Annotated in this window: 19 protein-coding genes; 5 read left to right on the top strand and 14 right to left on the bottom strand. The window is 37.8% G+C overall.

Annotation, left to right across the window (positions count from 1 at the left end; genetic code table 11):
• Nucleotides 1-58 precede the first annotated feature (58 nt).
• The 3 genes from rpmB to CYP54_RS08325 all read left to right on the top strand — a co-directional run bounded on the left by rpmB (nucleotide 59) and on the right by CYP54_RS08325 (nucleotide 1725).
• Nucleotides 59-250, top strand: coding sequence for a 50S ribosomal protein L28 (rpmB, locus tag CYP54_RS08315; protein ID WP_021090707.1), 192 nt, complete (start codon nucleotides 59-61; stop codon nucleotides 248-250).
• A gap of 23 nt (nucleotides 251-273) precedes the next feature.
• Nucleotides 274-1404, top strand: coding sequence for a potassium channel family protein (locus tag CYP54_RS08320; RefSeq protein ID WP_085657532.1), 1131 nt, complete (start codon nucleotides 274-276; stop codon nucleotides 1402-1404).
• Between the two features lie 114 nt (nucleotides 1405-1518).
• Entirely contained in the window at nucleotides 1519-1725 is a 207-nt protein-coding gene (locus CYP54_RS08325) for an HP1242/YdcH family protein (protein ID WP_103604897.1), read from the top strand.
• A gap of 19 nt (nucleotides 1726-1744) precedes the next feature.
• On the opposite strand, the gene epsC is transcribed toward CYP54_RS08325, so the two are convergent.
• From epsC to yajC, 13 genes are all read right to left on the bottom strand, one after another.
• The gene (gene epsC, locus CYP54_RS08330) at nucleotides 1745-2296 is read right to left on the bottom strand and encodes a serine O-acetyltransferase EpsC (protein WP_087576869.1); all 552 of its coding nucleotides are present in this window, start codon (nucleotides 2294-2296) and stop codon (nucleotides 1745-1747) included.
• Between the two features lie 4 nt (nucleotides 2297-2300).
• On the bottom strand, nucleotides 2301-3206 hold the full coding sequence (gene cysK, locus CYP54_RS08335; protein WP_103604898.1) for a cysteine synthase A: 906 nt from the start codon (nucleotides 3204-3206) through the stop codon (nucleotides 2301-2303).
• Nucleotides 3207-3324: 118 nt separating this feature from the next.
• Nucleotides 3325-3993, bottom strand: coding sequence for an endonuclease III domain-containing protein (locus CYP54_RS08340; protein WP_103604899.1), 669 nt, complete (start codon nucleotides 3991-3993; stop codon nucleotides 3325-3327).
• On the bottom strand, nucleotides 3990-4754 hold the full coding sequence (locus CYP54_RS08345) for an ATP-binding protein (protein WP_103604900.1): 765 nt from the start codon (nucleotides 4752-4754) through the stop codon (nucleotides 3990-3992). Before CYP54_RS08345 ends, CYP54_RS08340 begins: the two co-directional genes overlap by 4 nt.
• Complete coding sequence (mfd, locus tag CYP54_RS08350; RefSeq protein ID WP_103604901.1) at nucleotides 4751-7696, bottom strand: transcription-repair coupling factor; 2946 nt, start codon at nucleotides 7694-7696, stop codon at nucleotides 4751-4753. Before mfd ends, CYP54_RS08345 begins: the two co-directional genes overlap by 4 nt.
• A complete protein-coding gene (locus tag CYP54_RS08355; protein WP_103604902.1) occupies nucleotides 7677-8879 on the bottom strand; it encodes a Mur ligase family protein in 1203 nt (400 codons plus the stop codon). The genes mfd and CYP54_RS08355 overlap by 20 nt, the downstream gene beginning before the upstream one ends.
• Nucleotides 8876-10450 carry a GGDEF domain-containing protein gene (locus CYP54_RS08360; protein WP_103604903.1) on the bottom strand — a complete coding sequence of 525 codons (1575 nt, stop codon included), beginning with the start codon at nucleotides 10448-10450 and terminating at the stop codon, nucleotides 8876-8878. The genes CYP54_RS08355 and CYP54_RS08360 overlap by 4 nt, the downstream gene beginning before the upstream one ends.
• Nucleotides 10431-10970, bottom strand: a complete 540-nt coding sequence (gene lptE, locus CYP54_RS08365) for an LPS assembly lipoprotein LptE (RefSeq protein WP_103604904.1) — start codon at nucleotides 10968-10970, stop codon at nucleotides 10431-10433. Before lptE ends, CYP54_RS08360 begins: the two co-directional genes overlap by 20 nt.
• Nucleotides 10971-10973: 3 nt before the next feature.
• Nucleotides 10974-13439, bottom strand: coding sequence for a leucine--tRNA ligase (gene leuS / locus CYP54_RS08370; protein ID WP_103604905.1), 2466 nt, complete (start codon nucleotides 13437-13439; stop codon nucleotides 10974-10976).
• Nucleotides 13440-13447: 8 nt separating this feature from the next.
• Entirely contained in the window at nucleotides 13448-13786 is a 339-nt protein-coding gene (locus CYP54_RS08375) for a DUF6394 family protein (RefSeq protein WP_021090699.1), read from the bottom strand.
• 9 nt (nucleotides 13787-13795) lie between these two features.
• Nucleotides 13796-14767, bottom strand: a complete 972-nt coding sequence (gene secF / locus CYP54_RS08380; protein WP_103604906.1) for a protein translocase subunit SecF — start codon at nucleotides 14765-14767, stop codon at nucleotides 13796-13798.
• A gap of 2 nt (nucleotides 14768-14769) precedes the next feature.
• Entirely contained in the window at nucleotides 14770-16350 is a 1581-nt protein-coding gene (gene secD / locus CYP54_RS08385) for a protein translocase subunit SecD (protein ID WP_103604907.1), read from the bottom strand.
• A complete protein-coding gene (gene yajC / locus CYP54_RS08390; RefSeq protein ID WP_002941849.1) occupies nucleotides 16350-16622 on the bottom strand; it encodes a preprotein translocase subunit YajC in 273 nt (90 codons plus the stop codon). Before yajC ends, secD begins: the two co-directional genes overlap by 1 nt.
• Between yajC and CYP54_RS08395 the strand changes: the two genes are divergently transcribed.
• Entirely contained in the window at nucleotides 16598-17890 is a 1293-nt protein-coding gene (locus tag CYP54_RS08395; RefSeq protein ID WP_181001562.1) for an apolipoprotein N-acyltransferase, read from the top strand. The two genes, yajC and CYP54_RS08395, sit on opposite strands and share 25 nt — an antisense overlap.
• 43 nt (nucleotides 17891-17933) lie before the next feature.
• On the opposite strand, the gene metK is transcribed toward CYP54_RS08395, so the two are convergent.
• The gene (gene metK / locus CYP54_RS08400; protein ID WP_103604909.1) at nucleotides 17934-19139 is read right to left on the bottom strand and encodes a methionine adenosyltransferase; all 1206 of its coding nucleotides are present in this window, start codon (nucleotides 19137-19139) and stop codon (nucleotides 17934-17936) included.
• 138 nt (nucleotides 19140-19277) lie between these two features.
• On the opposite strand from metK, the gene sstT reads away from it, so the two are divergent.
• A complete protein-coding gene (gene sstT / locus CYP54_RS08405) occupies nucleotides 19278-20645 on the top strand; it encodes a serine/threonine transporter SstT (RefSeq protein WP_430640089.1) in 1368 nt (455 codons plus the stop codon).
• Nucleotides 20646-20677: the final 32 nt, after the last annotated feature.

Raw genomic sequence — 20677 nt, forward strand, 5'->3', positions numbered from 1 at the left:
TTACTTTTGTTTGTTTTAGATAAAATCAGCAGAAATTTTATGTTTATAAGGAAAAAAAATGTCAAAAAGATGTGCGATAACAGGCAAAGGACCGATGATAGGCAACAATGTGAGCCACGCTAACAATAAAACTAAAAGAAGATTCTTGCCAAATCTTAGAACGATTCGCGTTACGCTAGAAGATGGTACTACAAGAAAGATAAAAGTTGCTGCTTCTACTCTAAGAACGATGAAGAAACAATCAAACTAAGAATATAAAATGAAGAGGAATTTATGTCTTTTCTCTCAAGACTTTTAAAATTCCTCAACTGGTCAAACTCTACAAAACCAGAAATAAGCCTAGATACTGAGCTTTATGAACAATTAAAACCTTTTAGATTTCCACTAATTTCAGTCGTATTACTGTTACTTTTTGGAACATTAGGTTATATCTTAATAGATAATTTCTCGCTAATAGATGCCTTTTACCAAGCTGGTATGACTTTTACAACAGTTGGTTTTACCGAAGTTGCTCCAATAACTCCAAAGGGCAGAATTTTTACTATCACATTTATACTTATTGGTTTTATTATATTTACACTATCGATTGGTATTGTGGTTGAGGTTTTAAAAAGAGGTACATTAATTAGCATTTTAAAGGAACGACGCATGCTTTATAGGATCGCAAGACTAAAGAATCACTTCGTTATTTGTTATCACAATCTATACACAATCGAACTTAGTGCTCAATTTCGCGAAAATCATATACCTTTTGTAGTGGTCGATGATAGAGAAGATATCGCAGAGCTAGCTCAAATTTATAAATATCCATATTTCATAAAGGCTCAGCCACACACACAAATTGCCTTTTTGAAAACACATCTATCAAGCGCAAAAGGACTTATAACTCTTAGCTCAAATATTGCTGATAACATCGCCCTTATAGCATCTGTAAGACTTTATGAAAAAGAGATAGGTCGCAGAAAGCCTTATCATATCATCACAAACGCAGAGACAGAAGACGATACGCAAAGATTAAAAAAATTAGGCGCTGACAATGTAGTAAGCCCATCTCGCTTAGTCGCGCAGCGGTTAAGTGCCATGAGCGTAAGGCCAGATATGGAAAATTTATTAGAGCAGTTTTTGTATACAAAGAATTCACCTATCGATATAGAAGAAATTCTTGTGCCTGATTACTCTTGGATAAGATTTAAAAGATTAAAAGAGACTCATCTACGAAATATTACAAATGCAGACATAGTAGGCATTAGAGATATAAATAATAATTTTGTGCCAATGCCAAATGGTGACACATTAGTAGGAACAGGATCAAAGCTTTTAGTCATCGGTACCGTTGATGGAATACGTCTAACCAAGCGTGTTGTAAAAAGCAAACACAAACCTGAAGAATTTAAATACGTATAAAATAAATTTTCTACTCGCTCTTTTTAAAAATTTAAGCAATGTCTTGGCACCTTTTTTATATCCAAGCATTTACAAAGTCTTGATAAAATTTTTCAAATTTTTATAGGAGCCGATATGTTACATGAATATACAGACCTTATAAATGAGCTAAAGAAAACCGATGCTCGTTTTGCTACTCTTTGCAAAAAACATGATGAGCTAAATAAAAAAATAGATGAGAATATAGCAAAACCATCAGAGCTTGATGGTTTAAAGAAAGAAAAATTAAAACTAAAAGATGAAATTTATGCTCAAAGTTTAAAATACAAAGAGCAAAAATAAATTTATTTAAATTCTAAAATTAGATAATAAATTCTGGTTCAAATTTTGTCCCATTTACTCTAACTATTCTCGCTGGTATACCAACGACTGTCGCGTTTGCTGGGACGTTTTTTAGCACGACCGAGTTTGCGCCGATCTTGGCATTTTCGCCGATCGTTATGGCACCAAGTATTTTCGAGCCAGCTGCGATAGTCACGCCATTTTTTACAGTCGGATGCCTTTTGCCACACTCTTTTCCGGTACCTCCAAGTGTTACTTGATGATACATCATTACATCATCACCTATCTCAGCTGTCTCACCTATAACCACACCCATGCCATGATCTATAAAAAATCTCCTACCGATCTTCGCACCTGGATGAATCTCAATGCCCGTTAAAAATCTTGCAATTTGCGAGATGAGTCTAGCTAGAAAAAAACGCTCTTTTTTATATAAAAAATGAGAAATTTTATGAAACAAAACCGCATGGATGCCAGGAGTGTTTATAAGTATTGCCAAAAAGCAACACTTATGTACCGATGGGTCTTTTTCACGAACAGTTTGAACTAGCTCCTTTAGACTCTCCCACATATTTTTATGCTCCGTAAAGCTCTGTGCTTAAGTATCTTTCGCCATTATCTGGAGCTATGAAAAGTACTTTTTTACCAGCGCCAAGTCTTTTAGCCACTCTTTTTGCAGCCACGTAAGCAGCACCACCACTTATGCCTATCATGAGTCCATCACTTTTTGCAATTGCTCTAGCTGCGTTTAGTGCGTCATCGTTACTTACTTTTTCTACCTCGCTAACTAAGCTCATATTCATAGTATTTGGTAAAAATCCGGCTCCAATGCCTTGAATTTTATGCGGTCCTGGGTTTCCACCACTTAAAACCGGCGATGCTTCAGGCTCAACTGCGATGATCTTAGTATCATAGCCTTTTTCTTTTAGAACTTTTGCCACGCCGCTTATCGTGCCGCCTGTGCCAACGCCTGCTACAAAGGCATCAAGCTTGCTAAAATCAGCCACGATCTCAGCAGCTGTTGTTAGTTCGTGAGCTTGTGGGTTATACTTGTTTTCAAACTGGCTTAGCATTACGTGATTTGGCTGTGCTGCTAGCTCTGTAGCTCTTGCGATCGCTGCTTTCATGCCACCAGACGCTGGAGTAAGCTCAAGTTGTGCGCCATAAGCAACTACTATTTTGCGTCTTTCGATACTCATGCTCTCTGGCATGCAAAGTATCACTTTAAAGCCAAGTGCAGCACCGCACATCGCTACACCAATACCAGTATTTCCGCTCGTTGGCTCAACGATCGTATCGCCATGTTTTAGCGTACCGTCAGCTAGCATTTTGGTTATCATATTAAATGCGATCCTATCTTTTACAGAGCCACCTGGGTTAAAAAACTCTAATTTTACGTAAATTTCAGCCTCGTCAGCACCTGTTTTAACCTTTACGATAGGTGTATTACCGATCGTTTTTACGATGTTATCGTAGATCATCACTCCTCCTAAATTAAATAAGATAAATTTTGTGTAAATTTAGCACAGAATTTTAAAATAGACTATAAAAAGCCCCGATATTTGGCAAATTTATAAATAGTTGTTACATATTAGTAGTTTAATTTTTAATGCTGCTTAATATTTTTTGACCATTTTGGCTTAAGATTTTACCTTTGAAATTTTCCTTGCAAAACTCCAAAATAAGAGCGTGATAGAGTTTTAAAATTTCAATCTCATCAAATTTCTCGCTATCAAGAATTTTATAAATTTCATCATAATCAAGCGAGCTAAACCACTCAGCAGCCTCGTCGTAGCTCTCAAAAATATAGTCAAAATATGCCATTATCCTAAGTGCGTAAGCATCAACGACCATATATGGCTTACCGCAAGCATATGCCAGTATCGCGTCGCAAGTCTCGGCTCCAACACCTTTTACGCTTATGAGCCACTCACGACTTGCGTTTTCTTTAAAGTTTTCAAAGTCACCAAATTCATTTTTTATAGCTAGACAAAGCGTCTTTAGCCGTTTTGCCTTTGTATTGTAAAAGCCACTTGGCTTTATAAGCGTGGCAAGTTCACTGTTTTCAAGCGCGCAAATACTATCCAAGCTATCTTTACCTGCATTTTTTAGATTATTTAGAGCTTTTTCTACGTTTTTCCAGTTGGTATTTTGCACTAAAATAGCACCTAAAACAACCTCAAAAGTACCCTCACCTGGCCATTTTAGCTCATCAAAATTTTTGTTTTTGTGATTAAACAAGGTTAAAAATAGATCGGTTGAAGTCATTTTAAATTTTCTTTAAAAGTTAGATAAAACTGCTTTGCTGTTCTGCCACTTCTGCTGGCTCTGAGTGTTGCGAAATTTTTAGCAAGCGTGTGAAGCTCCTGTTTGTCGCCAGTGTAGTCTTTAAAGTAAAAATCAACCATTTTTAGATACTCATCGTAGTTGCCTTGATAAAAGCTGACCCAAAGGCCAAAGCGATCTGAGAGAGAAATTTTCTCCTGAGCTGCATCGCTGTAGTGGATTTCGCCGTCTATTAGCTCTGAGTTTTCATTTTCACTTTTAAACTCACTTATTAGATGTCTACGATTTGATGTAGCGTATAAAAGGACGTTTTTTGGTGGCTTTTGGATAGAGCCGTCCATGATAGGTTTTAGAAATTTATACTCATTGCTGCCATTTTCAAAGCTTAGATCGTCGCAGAAAATGATAAATTTAAACTCACTCTTTCTGATCTCATCGATGATGTCGCCAAGATATTTTAGATCCTCGCAGCCGATCTCAATGATGCGAAGTCCAGCTTTATAAAATTTAGTAAAAACAGCCCTTACAAGGCTTGACTTGCCACATCCTCTCTCACCCCAAAGAAGCACGTGATTTGCATCTTTACCTTCTATAAAATTTAGAGTATTTTTTAGCAAAATTTCTTTTTGTTTCTCTAGCCCATAAAGTGAGTCGATATCTACAAAATCAATATCATCAACTGGTTTTAGCATGCCTTTTGTGCTTCTGTAAATTGCTGCATACTTCACGCCCCAATCTATCACTTCTTATCCTTTTTTAGATAGACCAAAATTTCAGCCAAAACATCGTCATCGTCCTTGCTACGTGACTTTAGCCTGATCTTCTCGTCATCATTTTTTGTTATTAGTATATTTTGTTCGCTGTTTGAGATCGTCTTTATGCCAGCTTTTAGGGCTAAAATTTTGATGATGATGACATCTAAAAACTGCTTTGTAAATGTATCTATCTTGCCAAATCTATCCTCAAGCTCGCTTTGTATCTCATAGACCTCAGCGACCTCTTTGCACTTGCTAAGGCGCCTGTAAATTTCAAGCCTTAGCCTATCTTCTCTTATAAATTCTTGATTTAAAAAGGCGCTCACACTAAGCTTTAGATCGATCTTGTCAAGCTTTGCGGAGTCTTGATTAAGAAGCTTATTTATCTCATCTTCCAGCATTTTTAGATATAGCGAGTAGCCAATAGCTTCGATATGTCCACTTTGAGCTTCGCCGATGATGTTACCGCCACCTCTTATCTCAAGATCGTGATAGGCTAGCACCGAGCCAGCGCCCAAAAATGAGTTGCCCTCAAGTGCAACAAGTCGTTTTAGCGCGTCTTTACTAATGGCATCTTTATCTTCCACCAAAAAGTAGCAGTAGGCCTGCTTGTCGCTTCTACCAACTCGTCCACGTAGCTGATGCAGGTCAGCCATGCCAAATTTATTAGCATTTTCTACGATTATAGTATTTGCATTTGGCAAGTGGATGCCGCTTTCAACGATGCTGGTGCAAAGCAGCAAGTCATACTCGCCTCGCTCAAATTTCATCATCTCATCTTCAGCGACTTTTGCATTTACCTTTGAGTGAAGTATCAAAATCCTAAGCTTTGGCAAAATTTTTCTTAGCTCATTTGCCGTCTGCTCGATATCTGCGATGTGGTTGTGGATGTAAAAGGTCTGCCCGCCACGTCTTAGTTCACGCATTATAGCCTCTTTGACGACCTTTTCGTCCCACTCTCTCACACTTGTTCTAACATCAAGCCTTGAGCTTGGCGGAGTGGCTAAAATGCTATATGTTTTTATCTTGCTAAGCGCCATATTTAGGCTTCTTGGTATCGGCGTAGCGCTCATGCTTAAGATGTGCGAGTGCTGAGAAATTTCTTTTAGCTGCTCTTTTTGCTTAACGCCAAATTTATGCTCCTCATCAACGACGATAAGCCCTAAATTTTCAGCCTTTACGCCAAGAAGTGCATGCGTGCCCACGCAAACTATGGGCTCATTTTCTTTTAGCGCTTTTTGCAGGCTTGTTTTTTCTTTGGCGCTTGAGAAGCGATCCAGCCTAAAGACCTTTATGCCAAATTTACTAAATCTCTGGCTTAACGTCTTGTAGTGCTGCGAGCTAAGAAGCGTAGTTGGCACAAAGAAAAACGCGCTAAAGCCTGATTTTATGCATGTAAATATAGCATTCATCGCAACTTCAGTCTTGCCAAAACCAACATCGCCGCTAAGCAGCCTATCCATCACCTTGCCGCTTTTTAGCTCATCTTTTATATCATTTACCGCCTTTTGCTGATCATTTGTGTATGAAAAGCCAGCATCTTGGACGAAATTTAGATAAGAGATATCCTCTTTTTGTAAAATTTTGCCTGCGATCAGCTCTCTTTTTGCCGCCATCGCCACGATCTTTGAGGCGATCGCGAAGAGTTTTTCTCTAACCTTCTCTTTTATCTTGGCAAAATTTGCCTTGCCTAAGCGATCAAGCACCGCCATAGAGCCATTTTGCGCGATGTAGCGATCTATCAAATTTAGATGCTCAACTGGTAAAAGAAGCTTGTCGTCATTTTGGTAGGCAATTACTACAAATTCCTTCGTCGCGCCCAAAACCTTGATCTTTTCAAGCCCCAAAAATCTGCCTATACCATAATCTTCATGCACGACATAGTCATTTACTTTTAGCTCATCAACCACGAGGCTTGAGCGCTTAACTCGCCTTTTTTTCTCAAATTTATTTAGTGATACTACGATCTTATCACTTGAGGTTAAATTTACCACAAGGGGCGAAATTTCAAGCTTTACATTTGCAAAGCCATCAAGCTCATAGCCCTTAAAAAGCCCTTCATTTCTTGAAAGAACGGTTATACTTTTGCTTTTATTTAGCTCAAAAAAGTCAAAATTTAAAGTAACTTCTAAGTCTTTATAGATCTTTGGTTCAGGCAAAATTTCAATGCCCTTAAATTTCTCTTCAGGCACATCATAAATTTCAAAATCGATCTTTTTAACAAGTTTTGAGTCAAATTCTTTTAAGTAGTCACTAAAGCTATCTATCGCCCAAAATCCAAGCGAATTTAGATCACTCACCAAGGCGTCACTTTGCATATCCTCGATCTTTTGGCTAACTTTTTCAAACTCATCTTTGGTCAAATTTGCGATAAATGGCACGATCTCGGCTTCGCTTAACTCAGCTTTGTTGCTAATTTGCGTGGCAGTGTTGTAGTTTCTTATGCTCTCAATCTCATCACCAAAGAGCAAAATCCTAACAGGATCATCCATATTTACGCCGTAAATGTCGATCACTTCGCCGCGTATGCTAAACTCACCAACGCTCTCAACGATATCGACGCACTCGTAGCCAAAGCGTATAAGCAGGTCGGCAAATTCGCTTAAATTTAGATTGTCTTTTAGTTTGATCGTTGAGCTCTTTAAGTTTTTTTGCGTTGGAAGTGGGTTTAAAAGCGTGCTAAATGGGCTTATAATGATCTTTTTGCCATCAAATTTATAGTATTTGCTAAGCACGGATGAAATTTCAAAAAGCTCTTCGTTAAAGCTTCTTAGATCATCGCCCTTTTTAGCTCTAAAATCAGGTAATTTAAAAGCGTTAAAGCCAGCAAAACTGGCCGCATCCGCACAAAGTGCTGCTTCTTTGTCATCTTCACAGATGAGAATTTGTGGGGCGTGTGTTAAAAGATACTCATAGACCTTTGCTTGCATAGTACTCTTTTAAAAAGGCTTCGGCCAGGTGAAAAGAGCCAAATGCTAGGTAAATTTTGCCGTTTTTTGCCTCTTTTATATCGTTCATATCGCTTGACTCAAACTCTCTATGTGAAATTTCAAGCTCGTTTAGTGCTTTATTTATGAGCTCTCCGCCAAGCTCCCTGCCATCGCAGTGATAGTGATAAAGTAGCACATCCTCAACGACTGGCTTTAGAGCTGCCAAAACCGCCTTGAAATCTTTATCTAAAAATGAGTTATAAACTAGAGTTAGCTTCTTGTCACTAAACTCTTTAGAGCTAAATTTCTTAGCCACAACCTTTGCACCAAGCTCGTTATGGCCGACATCAACGTATAAATTTGAAGCGATCTTTTCACATCTGCCACGAAGCGTAAGAGCACCAAGCTTTTTTATGTCTATGCTGCTATCTAAAATTTTAGCAACAGCGTAGGCTAGAGTTAAATTTGATCGTAAAAACTCTGGTAGATTAAATTTATCTGCGTAGTTTGCGATCTCGTTTAAATTTTCTTTGATTAAAATTTCTCTTGGGAAGCTCAAAATTGCACCCCTCTGGTTTGCGATCTCTTTTGCGATAGCAACGCTTATCTCGTTCATCTCATCATTTAAAATAGCTCTTTTGCCCATAGCTTCAAATTTCGTGTGTGAAATTTTTTCTAAGCTATCCCCAAGAACTGCCGTATGATCAAGTCCGATGGGCGTAAAAATACTTAGCTCTTTTTCAAAGACATTTGTCGCATCCAGCACGCCACCCATGCCAGCCTCACAGACAAAATAGTCGCAACCCTCAAAAAGCACGGCAGAAAGCAATGTCATATACTCAAAATAGCTCGTTTTTACCTTGTACTCGTCGCTTAAAAGTCCTTGCAAACGCTCATGAGCTGCTTCTAAAATTTCATCGCTAGCAACCTCACCATTTAGCCAAAATCGCTCGTTAAATTTAAATATATGTGGGCTTGTGTAATGCCCTACTTTTGCACCATTTTGGCTTAAAATTTGCGCTAAAAAGCGGCCAGTACTTCCTTTGCCATTTGTGCCTATTATGTGAATAATCTTAAATGGCTTTATGTGCTCTTTTATAGTCGCATACGCTCTAATAATCCTGCCATAGTCAATCTCTTTGTAATAAAGCGGCTTGCCATCAAGAAATTTAGCTAGGCTCATTTTTCCTCGATTATCTTTGGCATTACTTGATTTCTGCCATTTTCTTTTGAGAGATAAAGCATCTTATCAGCAGCCTCAAGCGTCATCGTCTCACTTAAATTTGCACTTCTTGTCGCTATACCAGAGCTGATAGTAACCTTAATACGCTCATTTTTATATATAAATTTAAAATTTTCTATCATGCTTCTTAGTTTATCTCCAAATTTAACACTATCTTTTAAGCCAGTGCTTGGAAGCAAGATTACAAATTCTTCGCCGCCATATCTACCAACGAAATCAACCTTTCTAGCATTTTTCTTAAGCACTTGAGCCACTGCTGAAAGAATAACATCTCCAGCCTCATGCCCATAAGTATCGTTTATGCTTTTGAAAAAGTCAATATCAACAAAGCAGATAGAATAATCAGTCCCATAGCGTTTATATGCCTCTTCAATGCGTTGAATCTCATTCATCAAAGCACGCTTAGTAGATACCTTTGTCAAAAAGTCCTCTTTGCTCTCCAACTTAGCTTCCTCAAGCTCTTTTTCAAGGCTGTTCACTCTATTTTGAAGCTCTAAGATAGTAGCTTGTCTATTGTGCATCTCGATACCTAGCTCTTTACTCTCGATCTCCAAAGCACCAGCGATCTCAATAAGCATGCTTCTTACTTGATCAATGCTATTTGTATTTAAATTTACATTTTTTAGATCATTTTTAATGCTTTTAACTTTATCAGAACTACTTTGCGAACTAACCGCAATATCAGAAATTCTCTCGCTTATATTTTGCAAGACATTATTTAGTGAACCAACTTTCTCGATGATCTCCGTTCTATCTTCTTCTATTCTGCGATCAACAAATGCCTTTACCTTTTCTTGAAATTCTTTGCTATTTAAGGTTTTAGGATTTTGCTTCAAAGTACTTCTTATTGTGCTAAGCTCTTCATCAAGATCCTTTGTAATAGAAGGCTCAAGAGTAAGACTTAAAAGCTGAATTAAAACATCCTCTTCGCCATCTTCATCTTTTTGTGTAAGAAATTTCTCAAGTTCAGAACTCATTGTCTTTAAATCATCAAAATTTCTAACACCATAATATTTCAAAAATTCTAAAAATTCAGTATCGTAAGAGCTAACAAAGTCAAACCATCTAAGGCACATTTCTTCAAGATTTTTCTCATCATATCTTCTAGCAAGTAGCTGCATACTTTGCTCTGCTAAGCTTTTTGCATCTTTATTGTGAAGCATTGAGATTGCTTGGAGAATTCTTCTAGCAAATGCATTTAGTGACTGTAGTTTTTTATCATCAGCTACAAGGCCTGCTCCTTGTTGAGCACCCCTAGAGAGCCTGGCAGTCATAAAAGCGACAAACTCATCGACCGTCTTTATATGGAGGCTTAGGGCTTGATTTTTATATTCATCGCCAAGCCTTGAGATATATTTTTCTATCTTTTTACTCTCTTCTGTTGTAAAGCCATATTTTTTAGAAATTTCATTATAGACTTCAGTGTAATTCTCTGGCGTTAGCATCAAATGACGATCTTTGATCTCATTTAAGGCTTCCTTGACTATTTGACTAACGGTTACTGCTGCCATTTCTATATCCTTTTACCGCTAAACTTGCGATATACTCATCAAAGGCCTCTTTTGATGCCTCTTTGATAGCTTCGTATTTTTGAGTATCACTAAGAACGCTATCAGCAAATCTTACATCTTTTTGACGTCTTGCGACACTAAAGTCATACTCGCCAGTGGCTGGAATATCAACTACGGTGCCATCTTTAAATTTAGTCTTATAATTTAAGCTTAAATGTGCTTTGTATGACGTAATATAGCCAAACTCATCATAAATAATTGCTTCATAGCTTAAATTATTAACTGAAACTATTATCGAAGTATCAGCACTTTCTTTGCTTGATAAATTTTTATTTAGCCTTGCGACCATGCCCTCTTTTACAGCGTCTTTTATCCAAACGCTATTTTTTGGTTCTTCTTTGCTGATAATCACATCAACGTAAATTTTATCGCCAACTAGATCATGTGTGATCTTTGAAACCGGCTTATAGCCACATCCACAGATAAATATCGCAATAAAAAACGCTAAAAAATATCTCAAAATTTATCCTTTAATGACAAAATTTACTAATTTGCCTTTTATATAAATCTCTTTTAAAATTTCTTTTCCTTCAAGCCATTTAGCTACATTTTGCTTAGCTAGCTTTAAAATTTCACCCTCACTCTCGCTCGCTGCCACTTCAAACTCTGCTCTTTTCTTACCATTTACGGTTATAGCAAGGCTTATGCTATCTTTTACAAAGACCTCTTCTTTTACAGCTATCTTTGTAAAATTCTTTCTACCAAAAAGCTCTTCGCTAAGCTCATTTGCGATATGCGGCACGATTGGTTCTAGTAAATTTAGGATGATAAAAAAGCCCTCAGCATTTACATCTTCATTATCCTGCGCATTTATGGCATTTAGTGCCTCCATGCAAGCAGCGATTAGTGTATTAAAAGCAAATGTGTCTCCAAAAACTTCGGTTGATTTTTTAAGCGCTTCATAAATTTTTAACCTTGCAAATTTCTCGTCTTTGTTTAGGCTTTCATGATCTATCTGAGGCAGTTCGTCTATCTTTTTGATGGTTTGAGCTTTTTCCCAAAGCCTATTTAAAAACCTAAACGCGCCTTCAACTGCGCTGTCATTCCACTCAAGCTCTTTTTGAGGAGGAGCTGCAAAAAGGATAAAAAGCCTTGCCGTATCAGCACCATATTTATTGATGATATCATCAGGATCTACGACGTTGCCCTTACTTTTGCTCATCTTTTTGCTATCTTTTAAGACCATGCCTTGAGTTAGTAAATTTTCAAACGGCTCATCATCTCTTAGATAGCCAAGATCTCTTAAGACCTTTTGGAAAAATCTAGCGTATAAAAGGTGCAATATCGCATGCTCGATACCACCGATATACTGATCTACATTCATCCAGTAATTCACGCTCTTTTTATCAAGCGCTTTTTGCTCCCAAGTCTTCTCATCGCTTGCAAATCTAGCAAAATACCAGCTACTCTCCACAAATGTATCCATCGTATCAGTCTCTCTGATCGCGTCTTTACCGCATTTTGGACACTTTGTAAATTTCCACGTTGGGTGTTTATCAAGCGGGTTGCCCTCGCCTGTGATCTCAACATCTTCAGGTAGTGCAATAGGCAAATTTTCCTCTTTTTCAGGCACTACGCCGCAGCATTTGCAGTGCACTACTGGTATTGGCGCACCCCAGTATCTTTGGCGAGAAATTCCCCAGTCTCTTAATTTATAGTTTGTGATCCTTTTGCCTAAACCATCTTTTTCAAATTTTTCTATTATAAAATTTTTAGCTTCTTCTGAAACAAGTCCATTTATAAGCTCAGAATTTATAGAAATTCCATACTCAGAATATGCTTTAGAACCGTCGCTCTCGCCCTCAAGCGGCTTTACTACTGGCTTTATAGGAAGATTAAATTTACTTGCAAACTCGTAATCTCTTTGATCATGTGCGGGGACAGCCATGATAGCACCACTGCCGTAGTCAGCTAGGATAAAATTTGCAACCCAAACTGGGATTTTTTCATTTGTGAGCGGATGAACAATATAAATTCCTAAAAATTCTCCGTCTTTTTCGCTCGCTTGACGCTCTCTTGGGCTTTGGTTCAGGATTGTTTTTATCTTTGTCTTTTTGTTTTCATCAATTCTATCACTCTCAAGCAATGCTTTTACAATAGGATGTTCAGGTGCAAGGGCTGTGTAGCTAACGCCGTAAATCGTATCAGCCCTTGTAGTAAACACCTCAAAACCATCAAATTTACCGTCCAAAGTCTCTTTTGAAGCCTCATCAAGATAAAATTTAAACTCTAAGCCGTAGCTTCTACCGATCCAGTTTTCTTGCATTGTAATTACTTGATTTGGCCATTTGCCTTCAAGAAGCTTCAGATCATCAAGTAGCTCGCTAGCGTATTTTGTGATGTTGAAGTAATATCCTGGAAGCTCTTTTTGTACAACATCATTACCACATCTCCAGCATTTACCATCCTCTACCTGCTCGTTTGCAAGCACAGTTTGATCGTATTCGCACCAATTTATAATTGCATTTTTTCTATAAACAAGCCCTTTTTCAAACATCTTTATAAAAAAGCTTTGCTCCCACTTTGTGTAAAGTGGATCAGACGTGGCTAAAATTCTCTTTTTAGAAAATGAAAAGCCAAGGCTTGCTAGCTCTTTTTTCATATAGTCGATGTTTTCGTAAGTCCAAATTTTAGGGTGAATTTTATGTTTTATGGCTGCGTTTTCAGCTGGCATGCCAAAGCTATCAAAGCCAATAGGATGAAGCACGTTGTAACCACTTTTTCTATATGATCTAGCAAGTGCATCACCGATAGAGTAGTTTCTTACATGCCCCATATGTATGCGTCCGCTTGGATAAGGAAACATACTTAGGATATATTTTTTTGGCAAGCTTAGGTCATCTTTTGGTTCAAATTCTTCATTTTTATCCCAAATTTCTTGCCATTTTTTTTCTATCTTTAAAGGCTCATATTTTCTCTTTTCAGCCATTTTTTCTCCTAAAATTCTTCTTGAGCTTTACTTGATTCTATTAAAACCAAGGCTAGTGAAAATATATTTGCAATGACTGCGCCAATAGCCAACGAATAGCTAAGTGTTATATTTTCAGAGACTTGCAAAATAACAAAAGCTGGTATAAGGTGCAAATCAGCAACCAGCGAGCTTGCAAAAAGCTCAGCTGAAAGTAAATTTTTAACGCCGATCTTGAGTAGCGTAGAAACCAAATTTATACTAGCTGCCACAAAAAGTGCAATCTCGTTTTTATCATATAAAAACTCCGCCGTAGTCGTAAGACTCATCAATGCAAAAAATATGTAGATAACTTTTCCCCAGTTCATTATCCCTCCTTACACAACACCTTTCTCAAACATAGCGCGCTCTTTTTCGCGCTCTTTTTTTATCTTTTGCTTTTCAGTCTCTCTACTTCTAAAATGCTCGATGCTAAATTTAAACCAGATAAGAAACGGCGAAGAGATGTAGATCGAACTGATCGTTCCTATGACAATACCAACGATAAGAATAAATGAAAATCCATGTATCATATCTCCACCAAATAAAAATAACACAAGAACTGTCATCATCGTAGTTGCTGAAGTTAGGATAGTTCTTGAAAGTGTAGCTGAGACTGACTCGTTTATAACACCTTCAATATCAGTTCTCTTACTCTCTTTGATGCCTTCTCTTATTCTATCAAAGATAATAATCGTATCGTTTAGTGAGTAGCCAAGAACTGTTAAAACAGCCGCTAGTGTGTCCAAATTTACATCGATATCAAATAGTGAAATAGCGCCAACAGTTATGACTATATCGTGAATTTCAGTTGCAATTGCAGCTAGCGCAAATCTCCACTCAAATCTAAATGTAATATAAAGAAGCACGCCAATTAGTGAAATTCCAAGAGCCATCAAGCCCTTTTGCCTAAGCTCGTCACCAACCTTTGGACCAACGATATCAACACGTCTTACTTCAAAATTTCCAGTATCTTTTAAAATTTGCTTTATCTCAGTGCCGATGTCACCAGTTAAATTTGAGCTTGAACCTGAAAATCTAATAACCACCTCATCGTCACTTCCAAACTCAGTAACAGAGGCGTTTTTAAGCACTTCATTTGTACCAAAAGCGTCGCGGATTTTATCGAGTGGCGCTTTGGTGTCGTATTTTAGCTGGATAAGCGTACCGCCAGAGAAATCAATACCGTAGTTCAACCCCTTTGTAGCAAGTAAAACGATAGAGCCAACAAATAAAAATATAGAAAATGCTAGTGAAGCAAATCTAAAACGCATAAAATCATAAACTTTTGCTTTAGTAAAAATTTGCATCATTAGCTCCTTTTATAACCAAACCAAAGTCTGGTATTTCCACTTTTTTCTATCTTGTCCATAGCAGCATCAAACATGCCATGAGTGCCAAGTATAGCTGTTAACATCGAAGCCATGATACCTATTGCCATTGTTACTGCAAAGCCTTTAACTGGACCAGTACCATAAGCGTAAAGCACCGCAACTGTGATGATTGTAGTTAAATTTGAGTCAATAATCGCACTCATAGCGTGCTCATAACCCTTTTGCACAGCTGTCCTTATCGCTACACCTTCACGCAAAAGCTCACGTATGCGCTCGTTTATAATGACGTTTGCATCAACTGCCATACCGATAGTTAGCACGATACCAGCCATACCAGGAAGTGTAAGCGTCGCTCCAAAAAGCGCCATGATAGCTACTAATATAACGACGTCTGCAACTAGTGCGATATTTGCAAAAATTCCAGAAATTCCATAATAAACTAGCATAAAAAGTACAACCAAGATAGATCCAGTAGCAAGAGCTACCATGCTTTGATTGATGCTCTCTTGTCCCAAAGATGGGCCAACGCTTCTTTTTTCCAGCATCTTAACAGGGGCTAAAAGTGCGCCACTTCTAAGAGCGATCGCTACATCGTGAGCCTCATCAAGTGTAAAGCCACCACTTATCTGGCCACTGCCACCACCTATTCTTTCATTTATAACAGGAGCTGAATAAACCTTTCCATCAAGCACAATAGCAAGCCTTTTGCCAACATTTGCACCGGTAAAATCTCCAAAAATTCTAGCACCTTCTGAATTTAGTGTGAAATTTATGATCGGTAGGTTATTTTGCTGAGAAAATGCAACCTTTGCGTCAGTTAGCATCGAGCCATCAAGCACTGGGATATTTTTAACGACATATTTCACGCGGTCATTTTTAGCATCTTTAAAGATCACATCGCCGTAGCTTTCAGCTTCAGCCTCGCTCATAGTATTAGCCTGATCTTGTCTTTTATCATCAACTGCCATAAGCTGCAAGTGAGCAGCCTTTGCGATAAGATCTCTTGCTCTTTGCTCATCCTCTTCAGTTTTTATACCAGGAAGCTCGACTAGGATATTGTCTTTGCCTTGTCTGGCAACAGTTGGCTCAGCTAGACCAAACTGATCAAGCCTATTTCTAATAGTCTCAACAGCTTGAGAGATCGCATACTCGATCGTATCCGTTCTTTCTTGCTCGGTTAAAGATATGCTGTAATTTAAACCATCTTTTTTAATATCAAGCCCCTTTATCTCGGCTAGTGCTTTATCTACTTTTGGAGCTTCGTCGCCATCAAGGAGAGTAAAGTCAATGTTCTCTTCTTTAATCTTAAATTTATCAATTAACACATCTTCTTTTTTAGCATAATAATTTATACTTCCAGCTATTGATTTTATTTTTGAGTGAATAGCTTCACTCGTTTCAACACCAAGTAGCATATGAAGGCCGCCTTGAAGATCAAGGCCAAGTGAAATTTTAGCCCCATTTTGAGTCTGAAAAAAAGATGGCACCGAAAAGCCAAAACCAAAAATCAAGGCTAATATTAAGATAATTAGCCTATATGTGACTCTTGCGTTACGCATTATTTATCTTCGATCTTTTTAGCTACAAACTCGCGTGCTATACGAACGATTACATCATCGTTAAGTTTAACTTTGATAAAATCATTTTCGGCTTTAATTACTTCGCATATAAGTCCGCCATTAGTTACTATCTTATCGCCTTTGTCAAGAGCTGCAAGCATTGCTGCGTGGGCTTTTTGTTGTTTTTGTTGAGGTCTGATAACCAAAAAGTAAAATATGGCGAAAAGCACAACAAGAGGTAGTAATGATGTTAAAAAATCAGCGTTTTGCATGGATTTCCTTATTTGTAAGATTTTTAAGTGGGCATTTTAGCACTAAAATTATAATAAAAGCCTTTGTCGGTGCTTTTTTGCTTTCCAACTTTATTTTTTTAAGCCTCTTCGAGAATTTGCTCTTAAATTTCATCTCACCGTTTCTAACTTTGACTGGAATTTACATCATCATAAATTTAAGCAGAGCTGGTTTTTTCGCAGCTGGATTTTTCACAGGAATTTTGTGGTTTTATTGGATCAGCTTTAGTTTTATCTACTATGAGCTCGTTTGGCTTATACCGTTTGTCATTCTCTTTGTAGCATTTGTTTACGGATTTATGTTTTGGATAGCCTCTTTCCCAAGTTTTGTAGCACTTAGAGCCATTTTGCTATTTTTAGTAAGCTACGTTCATCCATTCGGCTTTAACTGGTTTAATCTCGAGGCCACACTTGTTGTAGGAGCTTTTGAGCCAAGCACAAGAGGGCTTATATTTATATTTTTAGCAGCCATTTCTTTGAGTTTAAAAAGCAAAATTTTAAAATTTATCCTAGCTTTTATCTGCCTGATCGCCGCTTTGCAGTTTAAAGGTGGTGAGGCAAAGACTTTGCCATTTGACGTGGAGCTAATAAACACCGATGTCGCTCAAAGGGTGCGCTGGGATAAAAGCTTACGCATGGAATTTACAAATGAAAATTTAGACTTAATAAATAACGCCATAGCCGAGCAAAAGCATCTCATCGTACTGCCTGAAAGCGCGTTTCCACTATTTATGACAAATGAGCCACTACTTGTTGATGAGCTAAAAGAGCTTTCAAAAAAGATAACCATCGTAGCTGGCGCGCTTGCCTATGAAAATAAGCAAATTTATAACTCTGCATTTTTGTTTCAAGATGGTGGTCTAAGGCGAATGGATAAGAAATTTTTAGTACCATTTGGAGAAGAAATTCCTTTGCCAAAATTTATGCAAGACGCAGTAAATAAACTATTTTTTGGTGGAGCTAGTGACTTTAAAAAGGCTGAAAATTTTAGTGACTATGAGATAGACGGAGTTAAAATCAGAAATGCTATCTGCTACGAGGCGACAAGAGAAGAGCTTTATAATGGCGAATTTGACGTAGTTGTAGCTATCACAAACAATGGTTGGTTTGTGCCAAGTAGCGAACCCGTGCTTCAAATGTTGCTTATAAAGCATCTTGCTACAAAATATAATAAAGCAGTCTATCACAGTGTAAATGGCTCAAAAAGTGAGATCATAAAGCCTAAAAAAGCGTTTTGGGATGAGTTTTGAATAGAAATTTAAAGTGGCTTTTAGACAAAGCCACTTTTTTTGATTATTTTTTTAGTAAAGCTTTGAAAGTATCTACGGCGTCAAGCTTTTCCCAAGGATATTTTGCATTTCCCACTTGACCTTTCGCAGCTACTTTTGCGTATAAAAAGGTATCTTTGCTTGGTTTATCAAGACCAAATTTATTTGTTATCCAGCGAGGCGTTAGAGCAAAATGCTCGCTTACAAAATTTGAAAGCATATCGTCATTTATGCCGTTTGCATGAGTTCCCATGGTATCAACGCTAACCGAAGTTGGCTTTGCAACGCCGATCGCGTAGCTTATTTGGACGATACATTTTTTAGCAAGACCAGCTGCTACGATATTTTTGGCTATCCAGCGAGCTGCATAAAGTCCACTGCGATCAACCTTTGTGTAGTCCTTGCTTGACTGAGCGCCGCCGCCTATTGGGCTATATCCGCCAAAGCTATCAACGATTAGTTTTCTGCCTGTTAGTCCACTATCGTGAAGTGAGCTGTGATTTACATATCTGCCCGTTGGGTTTATATAAATGATAGTTTTTTCTTTATTATATAGCTCTTTTGGAAGCCCAGTTTCGTCTATTAAATTTTGAATTAGTGCGCGAAGCTCTTCTATCTTCATACTCTCCACGCAAGGGGCAGAGACGACGATAGTATGGATACTTTGAGGTTTGCAGTTTTCAAAGTTATCTTTGCTACCGTAATCAATAGTAACTTGCGTTTTTATATCAACGCCAAGCTTATCAGGGTTTGCTTTGGCAAATTTATAGACTTTTTCACAAAGCATTCTTGCGTAAGTTATGGCTGCTGGCATAAATTCTTTCGCTTCGCAGCTTGCAAAGCCAAACATGATACCTTGATCACCTGCTCCGATCTCACCGCTACTTTGATCAACACCTTGATTTATATCTGGACTTTGTTGATTTATGCAAACTTTAACCTCAATATCATCTGGGTGCAAACACTGCTCTTTTGTAAAATTACTCTTTCCATCATAGCCGATATGTGCAAGAGCGTCTTTTACGATCTTTTCGTAATCTTTAAAAGAGAGTTTTACTTTTGAGTTTATCTCTCCGCCTATTACTATATTTTTCCCAGCCACAAAGACTTCGCTTGCAACACGCCCATTTGGATCTTGTGTTAAAATAGTATCCACTATGCTATCAGCGATTATATCAGCACATTTATCTGGATGACCTGGACTTACAACTTCAGAGGTAAATAGATACATTTTCATCCTTTTTTCTTGACTAAATTTTGTGCAATTGTAACAAATCTATTTAAAAGGCTTATTAATCTTTATCAAATTCTTTATATTTAAAAATTGTTTAGCTAAAATCAACAAAAAACTAATTTATTAAGGTGTCAAATGAATATGCTTAAAAATATAGCAAGAAGATACGCCGATGGAAATTTGATAGTTCAAATTTTAGTTGGTATCATCCTAGGTGCCCTAGTTGGCTTTTACACACACTACGAAGCTGCTCCTTACAACAAGATCTCAGCTAAAATTCAAACTATTCAAAACGAGAGTGGTTTGAGCATAGATGAAGCTATAAAAACTCGCCTTAGTCAGGATGAAGCCAAACAGCTAAACGAAGCCAAAGAAAAAGCTAGTTCAGCCGATTCTATTGCAGCTTCAGCTTCAGTTTTAGGAGATTTATTTAAAGGTGCTTTAAAAGCTATCGCACCAATTCTTGTCTTTGTTTTAGTGGCAACATCCATCATTTTAAGAGATTTTGGTCATACAAAAGGTATGCAAAAGATCATTACACTCTATCTTATCGGTACGTTTTTAGCAGCCGTTGTTGCAGTTGTTGCTAGTTTCTTATTTCCAGTGGAGCTTTCTTTAAAAGGTCTTTCAAGTGCTGATATGTCAGCACCTCAAGGAATTACCAATGTTTTAAAAGATCTCATTTATAAAATGGTTGAAAACCCGATAAATGCTTTAGCAAATGGTAACTATATAGGTATAATCACTTGGGCGGTTGGTAGTGGTATCGCACTTAGAAACTCCACAGCTGAGACCAAAAAAGTATTTAAAGACATAAGCGATGGTGTGACTCATATCGTTAAATTTATCATTAGACTAGCTCCATTTGGCATCTTTGGTATGGTAGCTATTAGCATTCATGAAACTGGATTTGAAGTACTTGCAGGATATCTAAAACTGATTTTAGTTCTTGTTGGAGCAATGCTTGTTGTCGCATTTATCATCTATCCAGCCATGGTTTTTGTATTAACTAGAAAAAATCCTTATCCACTTGTCATGATCTGCCTAAAAGAGAGCGCTATTTCAGCATTTTTTACAAGAAGCTCGGCCGCAAATATCCCTGTAAATATGGCACTTTGCAAAAAGCTTGGTCTAAAAGAGGAGCTTTACTCGATCTCGATCCCACTAGGTGCCACCATAAACATGGGCGGTGCAGCAGTTACCATCAGCATCCTAGCGCTTACTGCGGTAAATTCTATCCCATCTATCACAGTTACATTTGGCGATGCGCTACTTCTTTGCTTCATCTCAGCTCTTGGTGCGTGCGGCGCATCTGGTGTGGCTGGCGGCTCACTTCTTTTAGTGCCATTAGCGTGCGGACTTTTTGGTATCGGCAACGACATCGCCATGCAGTTTGTCACAGTTGGCTTTACAATAGGCGTCATCCAAGACTCAGTTGAAACTGCGTTAAATAGCTCATCTGATGTACTTTTTACAGCTGTAGCTTCAGAAACTTCAAACTAATCTTCATAAAATTTCAGCTAAATTTTGGCTGA

This window comes from Campylobacter concisus (assembly GCF_002914005.1).
In the GTDB taxonomy this organism is placed as follows: domain Bacteria; phylum Campylobacterota; class Campylobacteria; order Campylobacterales; family Campylobacteraceae; genus Campylobacter_A; species Campylobacter_A concisus_N.